Source organism: Mycolicibacterium sp. XJ870, assembly GCF_053483975.1.
This window is the reverse complement of the sequence record NZ_JBEFTI010000001.1, coordinates 561,462-575,987: the sequence shown is the minus strand read 5'-3', so window position 1 is coordinate 575,987 and position 14,526 is coordinate 561,462. Positions and strand designations below refer to the sequence as shown.

The following is a 14,526-nucleotide window of genomic DNA, read 5'->3' as shown; positions in this document are numbered from 1 at the left end:
CGCGGTAATGCCCGTAAAGCACCGACCCCGCGGCGCCGCGAACGTTTACTGACAATCAGGAGTATGTGTACCCAATAAGAAAACCGCCGGACGTGGGATTCCACGTCCGGCGGCGTAAGGCAACAGATCAGCGCTTGCTGTACTGAGGCGCCTTGCGGGCCTTCTTGAGGCCGTACTTCTTGCGCTCGATGGCACGCGGGTCACGGGTCAGGAACCCGGCCTTCTTCAGTGCCGGACGATCCTCGGGCTGCACGATGATCAGTGCACGCGCGATCGCCAGACGCAGCGCGCCTGCCTGACCGGACGGGCCACCACCATCGAGGTGGGCGAAGATGTCGAAATGCTCCACCCGATCGACGGTCACCAGCGGAGCCTTGATCAGCTGCTGGTGCACCTTGTTGGGGAAGTAGTTCTCCAGGCTGCGGCCGTCCAGGTTGAACTGCCCGGTGCCGGGCACCAGACGCACCCGCACCACGGCCTCCTTGCGGCGGCCGACGGTCTGGATGGGACGGTCGATGATGACCGGCTCGCGCGACTCGGCGGCCTCGCTGACGGCTTCGGTCACAACCTCGGTCGCCTCCGGCGCCTCGGTCTCAGTCACTTCAGTCTCAGTCGCTTCAGTCTCGGTTGATTGAGTCATTGCGCCACCTGCTTGATCTCGAACGGAATCGGCTGCTGCGCGGCGTGCGGATGATCCGGACCCGCGTAGACCTTCAGCTTCTTCTGGACCTGCCGGCTGAGCTTGGTGTGCGGCAGCATGCCGATGATCGCGTTCTCGACGACGCGGGTCGGGTGCTTCTGCAGCAGCTCGCCGATGCTGCGCCTACGCAGACCACCGGGGTAACCCGAGTGGCGGTAAGCGAACTTGTTGGTAAGCTTGTCGCCGCTGACGGCGATCTTCTCGGCGTTGATGACGATGACGAAATCGCCACCATCGACATTGGGCGTGAATGTCGGCTTGTGCTTGCCGCGCAACAGCTTTGCTGCTTCGACGGCGAGCCGGCCGAGCACCACGTCTTGGGCGTCGATGACGTACCACGAACGCGTGGTGTCACCCGCCTTCGGCGTGTAAGTAGGCATCGTGTGCTTACCTTCTCTTCTCGGGTTGGGTGCCGGTCAGGCATGTGCACAGAAGATTCCCGGCGACCGACGTTGACCCGGGACCCGCTTGCCCATGAGGGCAGCACACACCAACGGGGCAGCTTACCGGCCCCTGTCCCCGCAGGTCAAAACGCGGTTTCGGGCCGATTGTGAACAAGATTGCGAGTTCCTACAGAAATCTCGCAATCTTCTTCACAGTCGGGCAGGATCACGCGAGTTCACGGCCGCTGAGTGGCCCGAGTTCGGTGCTGCGCGACGTGTCTTTGAGGTCGACGCCGGAGCGGCCCAGCGCCACCGCGCCGTCGACCAGAGCCGCCGCCACCCGCGCAGCCTCGGAATACCCGAGGCCGTCAGGAGGGTGGATGTTGGAGATGCAGTTGCGGTCCGCATCGGTACGGCCGGGACGCGGGAGATGGGTCAGATAGATCCCGAGGCTGTCGGCCACGCTCAGGCCGGGACGTTCGCCGATGATCACCAGCACAGTTCGACAGCGCTGCTGAGCTGCTATGTGGTCGCCCAGCGCCACCCTGGCCTGAGTGGCGATCACCGGCGGCGCGAGGGTGTGGCGGTCCTTGAGTCGGGCAACCAGTTCGGTGAGCAGCCCGGCACCGTGATGGCTCAGCGCCGTCGGCGACAGCCCGTCGGCCAGCACGAAGCCGATGTCGGCTCTGGACTCGGGCACGTTCATGCCCGCCGTCGGCGTCCGGCCAAGGTCTGGCCGGCGTAGGTATTCGTCGCGTGAGGTGGCACGGCTGGTCACCACCGTGGGCTCGCCGATGCCGACTTCGCGGACAGCTGCGACAAGGTGATCGGTGTCGAGCGGAACATGCACCGCGTCCCGGGCGGCGGCGTGGGCGGCAGCCAACTCCAGGACCCGCCTGGTCGGCAGCGCATTGCCGGCCCGGCCGAGCCCGATCCTGGCCTGGGTGGTCTTGCGCAGTTCGTCCCAGAACTCCTGAACCGCAACACTGTTCGTGCTCATCGCGCCTGCACCGAGGCCAGCGACCGCAGCGCCGAGCGCTCCAGGTCGAACGGGGTCAGCTTGCCGGATTCGTCGACCATCCCGACCGTGCGCAGCCAGGCTTCGAACTCGGGCGCGGGACGCAGCCCCATGGTGCGACGTGTCACGAGCACGTCGTGGAAGGACAGGCTCTGATAGCCGAGCATCACGTCGTCGGCGCCCGGCACGGTGATGACGAACGCCACCCCGGCCGCGGCCAACAGCGTCAGCAGCGTGTCCATGTCGTTCTGGTCGGCCTCGGCGTGGTTGGTGTAGCAGACATCCACACCCATCGGCAGGCCGAGCATCTTGCCGCAGAAGTGATCTTCCAAGCCCGCCCGGATGATCTGCTTGCCGTCGTAGAGGTACTCGGGACCGATGAAGCCGACGACAGTGTTGACCAGCAGTGGCTGCAGATCACGCGCCACCGCGTAGGCCCTGGTCTCCAAGGTCTGCTGATCGACGGGCTTGCCGCCGACCCCGAGGTGGGCGCCCGAGCTCAACGCCGAACCCTGCCCTGTTTCCAGATACATCACGTTGTTGCCCACCGTGCCGCGATTCAGCGACCGTGCCGCGGCGTTGCCCTCCCGCAGCAAGTCGATGGTCACCCCGAACGCGGAGTTGGCGCCCTCGGTGCCCGCGATCGACTGGAACACCAGATCGACCGGTGCGCCAGCCTCGATCAGCCCGATCGTGGTCGTGATGTGCGACAGCACGCAGGACTGTGCCGGGATGTCGTAGCGGGCACGGATTGAGTCGAGCAGGTGCAGCAGGTCGGCGGTGGCCTGCGGCGAATCGGTCGCCGGGTTGATCCCGATGACGGCGTCGCCGCATCCCAGCAGCAACCCGTCGAGAACCGCGGCGGCGACCCCGCGGGGATCGTCGGTCGGATGGTTGGGCTGCAGCCGGGTTGCCAACGTGCCGGGAGTGCCGACGGTGGTGCGCAGCGCCGCGGTCACCTGTGCGGCCGCCGAGACCGCGATCAGATCCTGATTCCGCATGATCTTGCTGACCGCCGCCACCATCTCCGGGGTCAGTCCGGGTGCGACGGCAGCGAACTGCTCGGCACTGTGGTCGTGCGCTGCCGTCTCCAACAGCCAATCCCGCAAACCGCCGACCGTCAGATGTGACAACGGCGAAAAGGCTTGGCGGTCATGGCTGTCGAAGATCAGCCGGGTGACCTCGTCACTGTCGTAGGGCACCACTTCCTCGTTGAGGAAGGTATCCAGCGGCAGGTCCGCGAGCACCCAGGCGGCCGCTGCGCGCTCGCCGTCGTGCTCGGCCGCGCACCCGGCGAGTTGATCGCCCGAGCGCAGCGGGGTGGCCTTGGCCATGACCTCGACGAGTCCGTCGAAGGTGTAGGTCACCCCCGAAACCTGCTGCCGGTACTTCACTTCAGTTCACTCTCCGCCTCTGCGAGCATGGCGAACTCTTCGTCGGGCGAGTTGGCCACCAGGCGATGGCGGCTGTAGACCGCGAAGTAGAGCATGAACGCGGCGAACACGGCCAGGCACCAACCCGCTGCGACACGGTCGACGAGGAAGGTGGCGATGACCGCGAGTACCGCGACGACGAGCGCGAACCCGGTCGTGAGTGCGCCGCCGGGCGTGCGGTACGGCCGCGGCATGTCGGGTTCCCGACGCCGCAGCACGATGTGGCTGACCATCATCAGCACGTAACTCACCGCGGCTCCGAATACCGCCATGTTCAGCAGCAGTGCGCCCTGACCGGTCAGCGACAACACGAATCCGACGATGCCCGGGATGATCAGCGCCAGCGTCGGTGCTTTGCGGGAGTTGGTCACCGACAGCACCTTCGGCAGGTACCCCGCACGAGACAGCGCGAACAGCTGCCGTGAGTACGCGTAGATGATCGAGAAGAAGCTCGCGATCAGACCGGCCAGGCCGATGTAGTTCACCACCGTGGCGGCGGTGCCGTCGCCGAGCGCCTCGACCAGGGGATTGCCGGAATCCGACATCTCCGCCGCGCCGCCGGCACCGGTGGTCAGGACCAGCACCGTCACACACGTGACCAAAAGGACGGCCATGCCGGCGATGATGCCGCGCGGCACGTTGCGCTCGGGGTTGGCGGTCTCCTCCGCAGCCAGCGGGACGCCCTCGATCGCCAGGAAGAACCAGATGGCGAACGGGAACGCCGCCCAGATGCCGAGATAGCCGTTGGGTAGGACTGAAGACGCTCCAGCAGCGCCCTCGTTCACCGCCATGTTGGTCAGGTTCGCGACATCGAAGTGGCCGATCGCCGCGACGGCGAACACCAGAAGGCCGATCATCGCGATTGCGGTGATGACGAACATGACCTTGAGGGCCTCACCGACGCCGGCCAGGTGAATACCGATGAAAAGTGCGTATGCGGCGAGGTAGACCCACCAACCGCTGGTGATGCCGAACAACCCCAGCGACTCGACGTAGGCCCCGATGAACGTCGCGATGGCCGCCGGCGCGATCGCGTACTCGATGAGGATTGCGGTGCCGGTGGCGAACCCGCCCCACGGGCCGAGCGCGCGACGGGCGAACGTGTACCCGCCGCCTGCCGCCGGTAGCGCCGAGGACAGTTCGGCCATCCCCAGCACCAGCGCCAGGTACATGCCGGCGATGATGACCGCGGCGATGGCGAGGCCGCCGAAACCACCCTCTGCCAGTCCGAAGTTCCACCCGGAGTAGTCGCCAGATATCACATAGCTGACACCCAGACCGGCCAGCAGGATCCAGCCCGCTGTGCCCGATTTGAGCTGTCGCTTCTGCAGATAATCTGCGCTCTCCAGGTGTTCTTCCACACCCGCCATGTCAACTCCCTTGTTTCGCAAAGCTTTTGCGTCCGATAACTGCTGTGTCGAGCCGATACGTGCGGCCCTCAATCCCCAAAGCGAGCCTAAAGGTCTGAAACTCGACCTTTGATAGATGAGTATCGCCCCCGACGCCTGCTGTGTCCACCCCAATGGCGGTTATTGGTTGAAGCGGGTGTCCGGCTTCAGTGGAAGGCCGATGACGATCCGGGCCGCGTTGTGGCCGAGGGTCCGCGCGGTGTGGGCATCTGCGGTACGAGAATCCAACTCCGGCAGCGGATCTGCCAGCTGATCGTGGTGTACGCAGACATCGCCGCGAGCGTCGATACCCACTCCCACCCGCAGTGGTGACCGCAGCGCCGCCTGACGCGCCAGATGGGCTGCGGCGCCGTCGGGATCTCCCGGCTGCACCGAGTACGGAACGCCCTCCTCCTCGATGCCTGCCAGCACCTCGCGTTCGACTTCACCACCAGCCACACTCAGCACCACGATCACCGGCCGCGCGGGCTGGCCACCCTCACGTACCAATGCCCGCCCCAACCAACTGTGCATGCGATGCCACCAGGCCGGAAGCCACTGCATTGCGCGGGCCCTCGGTTCCCCGGACGTTTCCTGTGCCGCAAACGATGCCGTATGGAGCGACGGCGTCGGCGATCAGTTCGGGGATCTCGAAGTCGAGTGCGCAGCCACCGAGCAGCACCACGAATCCGATCTGGCGCAGGTCACCGCCGGGCGCGACGGCGCGTAACGCCCGCAAGGCATTGACCACGAAGACCCGTTCCTTGGCGGCGCGTCGAACCACCCTGATCCGGTCGATCGAATGCCGGGTGGGTATCGGGTGCATGCCGTGCTCGGCCAGGGTCACCACCCTGGCGAATGCCGTTGCGGGCAACGGCTTGTCGAAGAATTGTGCGGTCCCGTCCTCCAGCCTGACGTGAAAGAAGCTCTCCGCCTTGCCGAGCGGGCAGCGCTTGATGTCCTCGGCCAATTCGAGATTCCCCAGCCCCAGTTCAGCGTCGATGAGCTTGGTGACCAGATCGCCCGCGCCGGCCAGATGCACTGCGTCGATGTCGCCGTCGACCTCGATCAGTGCCGCATCGGTGGACCCGCCACCGAGATCGAGCACCACGAGCGGCCTGTCGGTACCCGGCGTGGTGAGCGCGCCGAGCACTGCCATCTCGGCTTCGACCCCGCCGACGACGACCTCGACCGCGTTCGCACCGGCGGCCTGTAGCCGGTGTCGCACCTCATCGGCGACGGCGCGCATACCGCTCTCTTTAGTGCGCACCATCGCCGCCAGGGCCACGGCGTTCTCCAGCGCCACCTCACCGGCGACACCGCCCCGAACCTCCTGCGGCACAAAGGTGTCCACCGCAAGCAGATCCTGGATGTGTACGTCGGAGAGTGCATGTTTGGACAGGTCGGCCATGCTCTGCCGCACGTTGGCGATCATGCCGCCGGTGTTGGTGCCCGCTTCACCGGCAACATCGACCAGCGGGCTGACCCGCTCGACGGCGGCCATGATCTCGACAGCGCCGCGGGACACGTCGACCGTCGCTCGTCTGCGCTCACCGGTCAGCTCAAGGGCTCCCGCCGGGATGGCGCGATCGGCGACGTCACCCGCGGGTGTCCGGACCACGACCGCCGAGCGGTTTCCGGTCAGCGCCCGCGCCACCGGTGACACCACTCGTGTGGCGGCCGCATCGAGATCGAATATCGTCGCCAGGCCATAGGCATTCGACAGTGTGCGGACCGACTGGCCGGGGCCTGCGACCTCCACCGCCGCGAGCATGCCCAGCGGCACCGCCTCGATCCGCGACACCTCGTCGATCACCGGGATCACCGTGTCGAGCCGGTTGACCACCAGGACAGCGTCGTCGTTACCCAGGATCGCCGCCGTCACGGGGACGCCGCGTTGGGTGGCGGCATTGATGGCACGGGCAGTGACCTCGAAGTCGACGCCTTTCGGGACGACGACGATTGTCTCTGAACCAGAATGGGTTTCCGGCAGGGCGTCGAACGCGACAGTGATACCGACACCGAGCCCGCGACCACCGGGCGTGCGCGGATCATGCCCGATCATGGTCGACTCGGTGATGATGGTTTCGGTGATGGTTTCCATCGCCAGCCCACTGATCACCGGGGTGGCCTCGTTGAGCAGGACCACATCGAGGTCGGCCAGTTCAAGACCGGCCACGTCGAGTGCCCGCGCCACTACCGCCGCCACGCCGTCGACATTGCGCGGCGTGCCCTTGATGCCGGTTGTGGATGTCAGGGCAGAGCCGAGAAACCGCACCGATCCGTCGGATCGGATCGTTGCGGCACTGGCCTCCGTCGTCGAGTTACCGATGTCGACACCGACAACGGTCCGGGTCATCAGGTGCCCAAGGCCCCGGAGACCTCCGCGAACTGCGGCACCACCTCGACGGGCCGGGCCTGCTTGCGGATCTGCTCGGTCTCCTTGAGGTGCAGCAGCGCCGCCTTGGCCTGCCAGCGCGGCCGGGCCATCTGGTCGTTGAGCGTCGGAACCGGTTCTGGCGACTCGCCTTTCGCGTACTGCGCGGCGTTCGACCCGATGCTGCGGTAGGTCTCCAGCGTCATCAACGGGCTCTGCGGGAACAGCTCCAGGCTGGACAGCCTCGGCAGGTCACGCTGATGGATCATCGACGTACCCCGGGACAAGATGCCGATGCCGATGCCCGACCCGGACAGCTTGGCCGCCGTGTGCGCCACCACTGCCAGGTCACTGCTGTGCCGGACGCGGACACAGCGGGCCGTGACCTCCTGCTCCTCGATACCGGCCAGGATCTCGCGAATCACGTCGGCATGCGACAGACCGATGATCGTCTGGCTGAAGAAGTCCGCGAATGCCGGCGAGATCGCCAGTACCACCTCGTCGGAGCGCTTCCCCGGCTCGGCAGGCTGTTCACCGGTGAAAGTGATTGTTCTGTCAGACATTTCACTCCACCTCCTGTTCCGGGTTCTCGGCACTCGTGACGTGGCGCAGCCGTTTCATTTCCTCCCAGCGTGCGCCGGATGGTCGGTAACCGGTGCCGGGGCCCGCGTAGTCGTTGCGGTCATTGACGGCCGACAACGGCTTGAGATCACGGGTCATGATGGCCGACGTGTGCAGCAGATCGCCCGAAACTCGTTGCCGCAGCACGCTCAACAAATTTTCGGCGATGTCGGAGAAGCCGGTCGATTCCAGCGCTTTCACCAGATCCAAGCCCGTCACGTTGCGATCCATCACCTGTTGCGCGCCCTTGAGATCCTCCAGGACATCGCGCGGGATCAGCTCACGGCTGCCGTGCGCATAGGTGGCCGCGTCGATCTCGGCGTCGGAGATCGCCGGCAGATCCAGATACCGGAACACGGCCTGTAGCGCCTTGCCGGCCCGCGCCCGCACGGCGAGAATCTCGGCTTCGTTCACGTGCCGAAGCCCGCCGTCGATCTGCAGGTCGCGCTGGATGGTGTTGAAGTCGTCGAAATCCTCGGCGTCCACGTTGGATCCGGCGAACATGTTGTCGTAGTTGGGTGTTGCCGAGTACCCCGAGGTGATGAAGTCGGTACCGGGCATCATCTGCGGCAGCAGCCGGGCCGTGCGGCGCATCGGCGAATGCGAGAACGACTGGTCGTTACCCGATGCACATTCCAGGTCCACCGCCGAGGCGACGAGGTTCTCGGCGGCGACCGCGCGGATGCCTGCAGGCACCGCCCCGGGCACCCCGATACACGAGATCGAGCCGTTCTGCAGACCCTGCACACCCGCGCCCTTGGCCACCAGGATGCAGCGGATCTCCAGGTAGAGCATCGACCGACCCTCGGCGTTGCCCATCTGGACCTCGGAGCCGGTTCCGGAGGTGAAGCGCATCTTGATACCCCGCGACGCATACGCCGCAGCCAGAAACGCTTTCGACCACGGGGTGTCGTCGCCGTCGACGAACACCGACTCGGTGCCGTACACCGAGATGGTCTCGGCGTAGGCGGTGATACCGCGCATACCCAGCTCGAGCTCGGTGGCCTCCTCCAGCGCGCACTGGGTCAGCCGCCCACCCGTGCCCACCTGGCTGCCGATCTGCAAGGCCATCGCGACCAGCGGCGCATAGCGGACCACGCCCAAAGTTGTTTCCACTTCGGAGAATCCACGCAGCGACGCCTCCGCGGCCTCGCAGGCGACCTGCAGCGGGTTGTCGCGGGCACTGGTGCAGTGCGCCTGGTTCGCCGGAGTGCGGCGGGCACGCATCTTCTGCATGCCCATCATGATCTCGACGATGTTCATCGTCTTCATGACTTCCAGCAGCTTGGCCGGAGTCAACCCGCCCGTCACCGCGATCACCTCGTCGCGAGTCACGCGCGGATCCACGAGCATGCCGGCGATCTCGGCGGCCGGGATCGCCATCGACTGCTCGGTGGTGCCCACGTCGATCGCATGATCGGCGATGAACTGGTCGATGAAGTCGAAATCAGCGCGCGCCCGGCCGTCCATCTCGACGATCACACCGTCGACCACCCGCACGCTCGGCTCAGGATCGAACGCGCTGTCCATCGCGACCATGCCGACCTCGGGCCACTCCTCGACGAAACCATCGAGGTTGACCGGGCGGTCCTCCAGGACTTTCGTCCGTTCGGACTGCCGCCGCTGACCCGTAGCTCTTGGCGATACTGCCGTCACCGGTGTCTCCTATTCGCTGGTGGCCCGGATGTCGCGACGCTCATAGACGTCGGCGGCTTCACGGACAAGCCCGGCCAGCAAGGCCGCGCCGTACTGCGTGTCGAGTTCGTCGGCGATTGCGTCCAGTTCGGCTTTGGTCGACGCATTCGGCCGCAGCGCGTTGTAGATCTGCAGCACCCGCTCGTCGCTTATCGCGGTCATCTCAGCGGCCCGCCGCAGGTTCGCGCCAAGCTGCTTACGACCGACCTTCTCGGCAATCTGCGCCTGCAAACGCAGCGTCTGCGGCGTGATCCGCAGATCCGAGGCAACCACGTCACCGGCCATCACCGCATCCATGGTGATGTCGTCGATCGGTTTGCCGTTGGGCGTGAACAGCAAGTCCTTGCGATTGAGGCTCAGCGGATAATCCACCGAGGGATCCAGGTTCGGTTCCGTCATGCACTGCTCCTTGGTATGGCACGGCAATCGCGCACCCTTGATTGTGCGCTACATCACGTTGCACGAACGTTGCGCCGCAGGTCAGCGGCTGAATCGTTTCAATGAGGCGTCCGGTGTGCTTGCCCGGAGCTAGCCTGTGCGGCGATGAACGATGCGGACCTGAGCTCGATCGCCGAGCTCGGCGAATTCTTCGTCTTGCCGACGGCGGACGACGGACCCTGGTTGCCGATCAATACCCTGCTCACCGACACTGCGATCGTCCACGAGTACGCGCTTCACGCCCGCTCGGCGATGGCTTCTGCGCTCAGGCTTGATGAGGCCGACGTGCCCCTCAAGGCCGCCGCATCATCGGTGCACCTGTCGATCGCGTCCCGGCTGCTCTCCCCCGTCATCGGCGCCGCGATCACCCTGTCGAAAATCCCGGTGCTCGACGCAGACTCACTGGTGTGGCAACGAGATTCGTCACACCGGCCACTCCTCGCGGTAACGCGGTTGCAGTGGATCGCGGCGACCGGATCAGCCCAGACCGCAGCGACCATCGCCGGCACCGTCGTCGGCGAGGTGCTCGGCCCGCTGAACGAGACCATGCGACGGGCGGTCGCGTTGTCCCCACAAGTGCTGTGGGGCAACGTGGCATCGGCCGCCAACGGTGCGGTGACCGTGCTGGCGCAATCCCGGCCCGCCGATGAGCATCGCGGCCGCGCGCTGATCGCGGCACTCATGGTGACGGATGTTCTGCGCGATGCGGCGGAGATCGCCGACGGGCGATTCCGGCGACGAAACTGCTGCCTGTTCTACCAGGTGCCAGGCGGCGGTTACTGCGGTGACTGCGTGCTGGTTTAAAGCCCTCAGAGGACAGCCACGCCGGCCTCGGCTACCGAGACGTCCTGCTCGACGCTGCCCGCGCTGACCCCGACCGCCCCGACCACCACGCCGTCGGACTCCAGGAGCAGCCCACCGCCGAACACCACCAGCCCTCCGGAGGTCTGCTCCAGACCGTAGAGCTCACCGCCGGGCTGCACAGCCGCCATCAGAGCGCTGGTGGGCAGATTCATCATGATCGAGGTCCGCGCCTTGCGGATGGCGATATCGATGCTGGCCTTGATGGCGCCGTCCATCCGCACGAACGTAACCAGATGGCCACCGTCGTCGACGACAGCGATGTTCATCGGCTGACCGATTTCATTCGCCTTGGCAATGGCGGCGTCGACGACCTTCTGCGCTGTCGCCAGCGGCAGTGATGTCATGGATGTCCCTTCGGGTGGACCGCGAACGTGGGCTTGTGTACGAGATTGGTGGGGTTTTTCGCACACAAGCCCACGTTCAACGGTGGCTTCTGGATCAGAAAAAGCCTTGGGCTTTGTTGCTGTAGCTCACCAGCAGGTTCTTGGTCTGCTGGTAGTGGTCGAGCATCATCTTGTGGTTCTCCCGGCCGATGCCGGACTGCTTGTAGCCGCCGAACGCCGCGTGCGCGGGGTAGGCGTGATAGCAGTTGGTCCAGACCCGGCCCGCCTTGATATCGCGCCCGGCCCGGTAGGCGGTGTTGCCGTCACGGGACCACACACCCGCACCCAGGCCGTAGAGCGTGTCGTTGGCAATCGAGATCGCGTCGTCGTAATCGGTGAACGACGTGACAGCCACCACCGGACCGAAGATCTCCTCCTGGAAGATCCGCATCTTGTTGTTGCCGGTGAAAATCGTCGGCTGCACATAGAACCCGCCCGACAGGTCACCGCCGAGATCCGCCCGCTCACCACCGGTAATCAGCTTGGCACCTTCGGATTTCCCGATCTCGATGTACGAAAGGATCTTCTCCAACTGATCGTTGGACGCCTGCGACCCGATCATCGTCTCGGTATCCAGCGGATCGCCTTGACGCACCGCCTTGGTCCGGATCGCCGCCAACTCCAGGAACTCGTCATAGATGTCGGCCTGGACCAGTGAGCGCGACGGGCAGGTGCACACCTCACCCTGATTGAGGGCGAACATCGTGAAGCCCTCCAGCGCCTTGTCCTGGAAGTCGTCACCGGCAGCCATCACATCGGAGAAAAAGATGTTCGGTGACTTGCCGCCCAACTCCAGGGTGACCGGGATCAGGTTCTGGCTGGCGTACTGCATGATCAACCGACCCGTGGTGGTCTCCCCGGTGAACGCAATCTTGGCGATCCGATTGCTCGACGCCAACGGCTTACCGGCCTCCACCCCAAACCCGTTGACAATATTGAGCACACCCCCCGGCAACAGATCACCGATCAACGACGCCAGATACAGCACCGACGCCGGAGTCTGCTCAGCCGGCTTGAGCACCACCGCATTACCCGCGGCCAACGCCGGCGCCAACTTCCACACCGCCATCAGGATCGGAAAGTTCCACGGAATGATCTGCCCGACCACACCCAACGGCTCATGGAAGTGATAGGCAACCGTGTCCTCATCGATCTGGGAGAGCGAACCTTCCTGAGCCCGCAAAACCCCGGCGAAGTACCGGAAATGATCCACCGCCAACGGAATATCGGCGTTGAGCGTCTCGCGGATCGGCTTACCGTTGTCCCACGACTCGGCCAGCGCGATCGACTCCAGATTCTGCTCGATCCGATCGGCGATCTTGTTCAGAATCACCGCACGCTCGGCGGGCGCGGTCTTACCCCACGCCGGGGCAGCCGCATGAGCCGCATCCAACGCCTTCTCGACATCAGCCTCGGTTGACCGGGCGATCTCGCAGAACACCTGACCCGTCACCGGCGTCGGATTCTCGAAATACCGGCCCTCGGCCGGCGCCACCCACTCACCACCGATGTAGTTGCCGTAGCGGGATTCAAACGACATCAGGGCGCCCTCTGCGCCCGGACGTGCGTAAACAGTCATGGCATTCTCCTGCGTTCGGACACCGAAATGTGTCGGTCGTCACTCAAGGTAGGCAATGGGAGGTTGCAGCACGGTTGCACGCACGTGCAACGGGGCTAGCCCAGTTCGGAGTCGAGGCCCGCGAGGTGACCCCGGGCCTGCGCTCGGGCCACCGGATCGGCCCTGGGATGGTCGTGCAGCATCCGCCAGCCGTCGCGGTCGTCGCGGCCGTCCGGCAATTGGAGCCACTGCCGCAGGAGTGCCAGGTTTCCGCGGGCCGACTGTGACAACACGGCGGCCCTTAGGCTGGCGGTCAGTTCAGTGCGCAGGCGCGCGATGGCCGGCGAGACCGACTGCGGTAGCAGCGCGCCGGTGTAGGCCGACAGTGCCGCGGCCACGTCGCCGGCCTGCAGCGCGTCGAAGACATCGCCCATGTCGCTGGCGACGGGCGCAAGCAGCCGGTAGGGGCGCGACGCGATGTAGTTGGAGCCGATGACCCGGCGCAACCGCGACATCTCGGCGCGAATGGTCACGACGTCGAGATCCTTGTCGTCGAGCAGCATCGCGAGGTGATCGGCGCTGAGCCCTTCGGGGTGCCGGATGAGGAGCACCAGGATGTCGGCGTGCCGTCCCGTCAGCGCGCTGAATCGAGGTTGTCCGTCGTCGTCGCGCACTCGCCAACGTGGGCGGTCGCCCCCCAGCACGGACAATCGGACGGTGGCCGGGTCGGCGGTGGCCGGGCGTGTCAATTGCAGCAGGGCAAGCTGATTCTCGACTGCGACAGCGGTGGCCCGCACCAGCGCGAGTGTCTGTGGGGAGGCGACTGCGGCGCCGCCGGTGAGATCGATCGCGCCCACCAGCATCCCGGTGGCCGGATCGTGGACGGGCACCGCCGTGCAGCTCCAGGAATGCACGACGCGCGAGAAGTGCTCGGAGCCGAGAATCTGCAGTTCACGGTCCAGCGCCAGGGCGGTTCCGGGCGCGTTCGTTCCGGCGGTGCGTTCGCTCCAATCTGTGCCGGGCACGAAGTTCATCGCCTCGGCCTTCCGGCACGCGCCACGATCGCCTTCCACCCACAGCAGGGTGCCGTCTGCCGCGCTGATCGCGACCACCACGCCCGTATCGACTGCGTCGTCGACGAGCAATCGGCGGATCAACGGCAACGTCGGCGCGAGTGGGTGCGATTCGCGCAGCTCGGCAAGGGCTGCCACGGCGGCCGCGGTCTGCCCACCGCGATCGGGATCCACCCCGGTGGCCAGGCTGCGCTGCCAGCTTTCCACCACGACCCGACGTAGCGGGGTGGAGTCGAGGTAGGCGGCATCCACCTGGCCCTCGACGAAGAGGTCATGCACGGCACGCACCTTCGCAGGCGGGACCCGGGCCAATACCCGTCCGCCCGCATTCTTCGATGTGGCCACGACGATCACGCTCCTGGACGCAGGGCCATCAGCTGGCCCTTCGCGTGCCCGCCAGGATAGTTGACCTGAGTGTGACGCCGGTAACGGACAGCCGCTCCGAGGCGGTGAATAGACCAGCTACCGGTATAGTCGTGTCACGGCGGCATGTCTGTTCTGCCTTTGTCGCCTTCTCGATCGTCAACCGAGCGCCGCGGGAATCACCCGCGCCGGGCAGGACGACCGCCTACCATTCTTCGGAGTTCTTCTTTTG

At 65.7% G+C, this 14,526-nt stretch carries 14 protein-coding genes; 1 reads left to right on the top strand and 13 read right to left on the bottom strand.

The annotated features are described in order from the left end of the window. Positions 1-127: 127 nt before the first annotated feature. The 10 genes from rpsI to ABQF30_RS02810 all read right to left on the bottom strand — a co-directional run bounded on the left by rpsI (position 128) and on the right by ABQF30_RS02810 (position 10,014). Positions 128-640 carry a 30S ribosomal protein S9 gene (gene rpsI / locus ABQF30_RS02855; protein ID WP_448460906.1) on the bottom strand — a complete coding sequence of 171 codons (513 nt, stop codon included), beginning with the start codon at positions 638-640 and terminating at the stop codon, positions 128-130. Further along, the gene (rplM, locus tag ABQF30_RS02850; protein ID WP_448460904.1) at positions 637-1,080 is read right to left on the bottom strand and encodes a 50S ribosomal protein L13; all 444 of its coding nucleotides are present in this window, start codon (positions 1,078-1,080) and stop codon (positions 637-639) included. The genes rpsI and rplM overlap by 4 nt, the downstream gene beginning before the upstream one ends. Before the next feature lie 229 nt (positions 1,081-1,309). Beyond that, on the bottom strand, positions 1,310-2,083 hold the full coding sequence (gene eutC, locus ABQF30_RS02845; protein ID WP_448460903.1) for an ethanolamine ammonia-lyase subunit EutC: 774 nt from the start codon (positions 2,081-2,083) through the stop codon (positions 1,310-1,312). Beyond that, positions 2,080-3,495, bottom strand: coding sequence for an ethanolamine ammonia-lyase subunit EutB (locus tag ABQF30_RS02840; protein WP_448460902.1), 1,416 nt, complete (start codon positions 3,493-3,495; stop codon positions 2,080-2,082). Before ABQF30_RS02840 ends, eutC begins: the two co-directional genes overlap by 4 nt. Next, complete coding sequence (eat, locus tag ABQF30_RS02835) at positions 3,492-4,904, bottom strand: ethanolamine permease (protein ID WP_448460900.1); 1,413 nt, start codon at positions 4,902-4,904, stop codon at positions 3,492-3,494. The genes ABQF30_RS02840 and eat overlap by 4 nt, the downstream gene beginning before the upstream one ends. A 159-nt stretch (positions 4,905-5,063) precedes the next feature. Then, positions 5,064-5,456 carry a glycerol dehydratase reactivase beta/small subunit family protein gene (locus ABQF30_RS02830; protein ID WP_448460898.1) on the bottom strand — a complete coding sequence of 131 codons (393 nt, stop codon included), beginning with the start codon at positions 5,454-5,456 and terminating at the stop codon, positions 5,064-5,066. Further along, positions 5,422-7,281, bottom strand: coding sequence for a diol dehydratase reactivase subunit alpha (locus tag ABQF30_RS02825; protein WP_448460896.1), 1,860 nt, complete (start codon positions 7,279-7,281; stop codon positions 5,422-5,424). The genes ABQF30_RS02830 and ABQF30_RS02825 overlap by 35 nt, the downstream gene beginning before the upstream one ends. Next, on the bottom strand, positions 7,281-7,862 hold the full coding sequence (locus ABQF30_RS02820; protein WP_448460895.1) for a propanediol/glycerol family dehydratase medium subunit: 582 nt from the start codon (positions 7,860-7,862) through the stop codon (positions 7,281-7,283). The genes ABQF30_RS02825 and ABQF30_RS02820 overlap by 1 nt, the downstream gene beginning before the upstream one ends. A gap of 1 nt (position 7,863) precedes the next feature. Beyond that, positions 7,864-9,576, bottom strand: coding sequence for a propanediol/glycerol family dehydratase large subunit (locus ABQF30_RS02815; RefSeq protein WP_448460893.1), 1,713 nt, complete (start codon positions 9,574-9,576; stop codon positions 7,864-7,866). 9 nt (positions 9,577-9,585) lie between these two features. After that, positions 9,586-10,014 carry a diol dehydratase small subunit gene (locus ABQF30_RS02810; protein ID WP_448460892.1) on the bottom strand — a complete coding sequence of 143 codons (429 nt, stop codon included), beginning with the start codon at positions 10,012-10,014 and terminating at the stop codon, positions 9,586-9,588. 144 nt (positions 10,015-10,158) lie between these two features. Between ABQF30_RS02810 and ABQF30_RS02805 the strand changes: the two genes are divergently transcribed. Then, the gene (locus ABQF30_RS02805) at positions 10,159-10,857 is read left to right on the top strand and encodes a (2Fe-2S)-binding protein (RefSeq protein WP_448460890.1); all 699 of its coding nucleotides are present in this window, start codon (positions 10,159-10,161) and stop codon (positions 10,855-10,857) included. A 5-nt stretch (positions 10,858-10,862) separates the two neighbouring features. Here ABQF30_RS02805 and ABQF30_RS02800 read toward each other — a convergent pair whose 3' ends face one another. From ABQF30_RS02800 to ABQF30_RS02790, 3 genes are all read right to left on the bottom strand, one after another. Continuing rightward, the gene (locus tag ABQF30_RS02800; RefSeq protein WP_448460888.1) at positions 10,863-11,261 is read right to left on the bottom strand and encodes a GlcG/HbpS family heme-binding protein; all 399 of its coding nucleotides are present in this window, start codon (positions 11,259-11,261) and stop codon (positions 10,863-10,865) included. 94 nt (positions 11,262-11,355) lie between these two features. Next, positions 11,356-12,879, bottom strand: coding sequence for an aldehyde dehydrogenase (gene adh, locus ABQF30_RS02795; protein WP_448460886.1), 1,524 nt, complete (start codon positions 12,877-12,879; stop codon positions 11,356-11,358). A gap of 95 nt (positions 12,880-12,974) precedes the next feature. Then, positions 12,975-14,285 (bottom strand): helix-turn-helix domain-containing protein, encoded by a 1,311-nt coding sequence (locus tag ABQF30_RS02790; RefSeq protein WP_448460884.1) that lies wholly within the window; start codon positions 14,283-14,285, stop codon positions 12,975-12,977. Positions 14,286-14,526 lie beyond the last annotated feature (241 nt).

Excerpts from the sequence above, each read along its gene's own strand:
- rpsI (WP_448460906.1), bottom strand. The coding sequence starts at position 640 with ATGACTCAATCAACCGAGACTGAAGCGACTGAGACTGAAGTGACTGAG.
- rplM (WP_448460904.1), bottom strand. The coding sequence starts at position 1,080 with ATGCCTACTTACACGCCGAAGGCGGGTGACACCACGCGTTCGTGGTAC.
- eutC (WP_448460903.1), bottom strand. The coding sequence starts at position 2,083 with ATGAGCACGAACAGTGTTGCGGTTCAGGAGTTCTGGGACGAACTGCGC.
- eat (WP_448460900.1), bottom strand. The coding sequence starts at position 4,904 with ATGGCGGGTGTGGAAGAACACCTGGAGAGCGCAGATTATCTGCAGAAG.
- ABQF30_RS02830 (WP_448460898.1), bottom strand. The coding sequence starts at position 5,456 with ATGCACAGTTGGTTGGGGCGGGCATTGGTACGTGAGGGTGGCCAGCCC.
- ABQF30_RS02825 (WP_448460896.1), bottom strand. The coding sequence starts at position 7,281 with ATGACCCGGACCGTTGTCGGTGTCGACATCGGTAACTCGACGACGGAG.
- ABQF30_RS02820 (WP_448460895.1), bottom strand. The coding sequence starts at position 7,862 with ATGTCTGACAGAACAATCACTTTCACCGGTGAACAGCCTGCCGAGCCG.
- ABQF30_RS02810 (WP_448460892.1), bottom strand. The coding sequence starts at position 10,014 with ATGACGGAACCGAACCTGGATCCCTCGGTGGATTATCCGCTGAGCCTC.
- ABQF30_RS02805 (WP_448460890.1), top strand. The coding sequence starts at position 10,159 with ATGAACGATGCGGACCTGAGCTCGATCGCCGAGCTCGGCGAATTCTTC.
- ABQF30_RS02800 (WP_448460888.1), bottom strand. The coding sequence starts at position 11,261 with ATGACATCACTGCCGCTGGCGACAGCGCAGAAGGTCGTCGACGCCGCC.
- adh (WP_448460886.1), bottom strand. The coding sequence starts at position 12,879 with ATGACTGTTTACGCACGTCCGGGCGCAGAGGGCGCCCTGATGTCGTTT.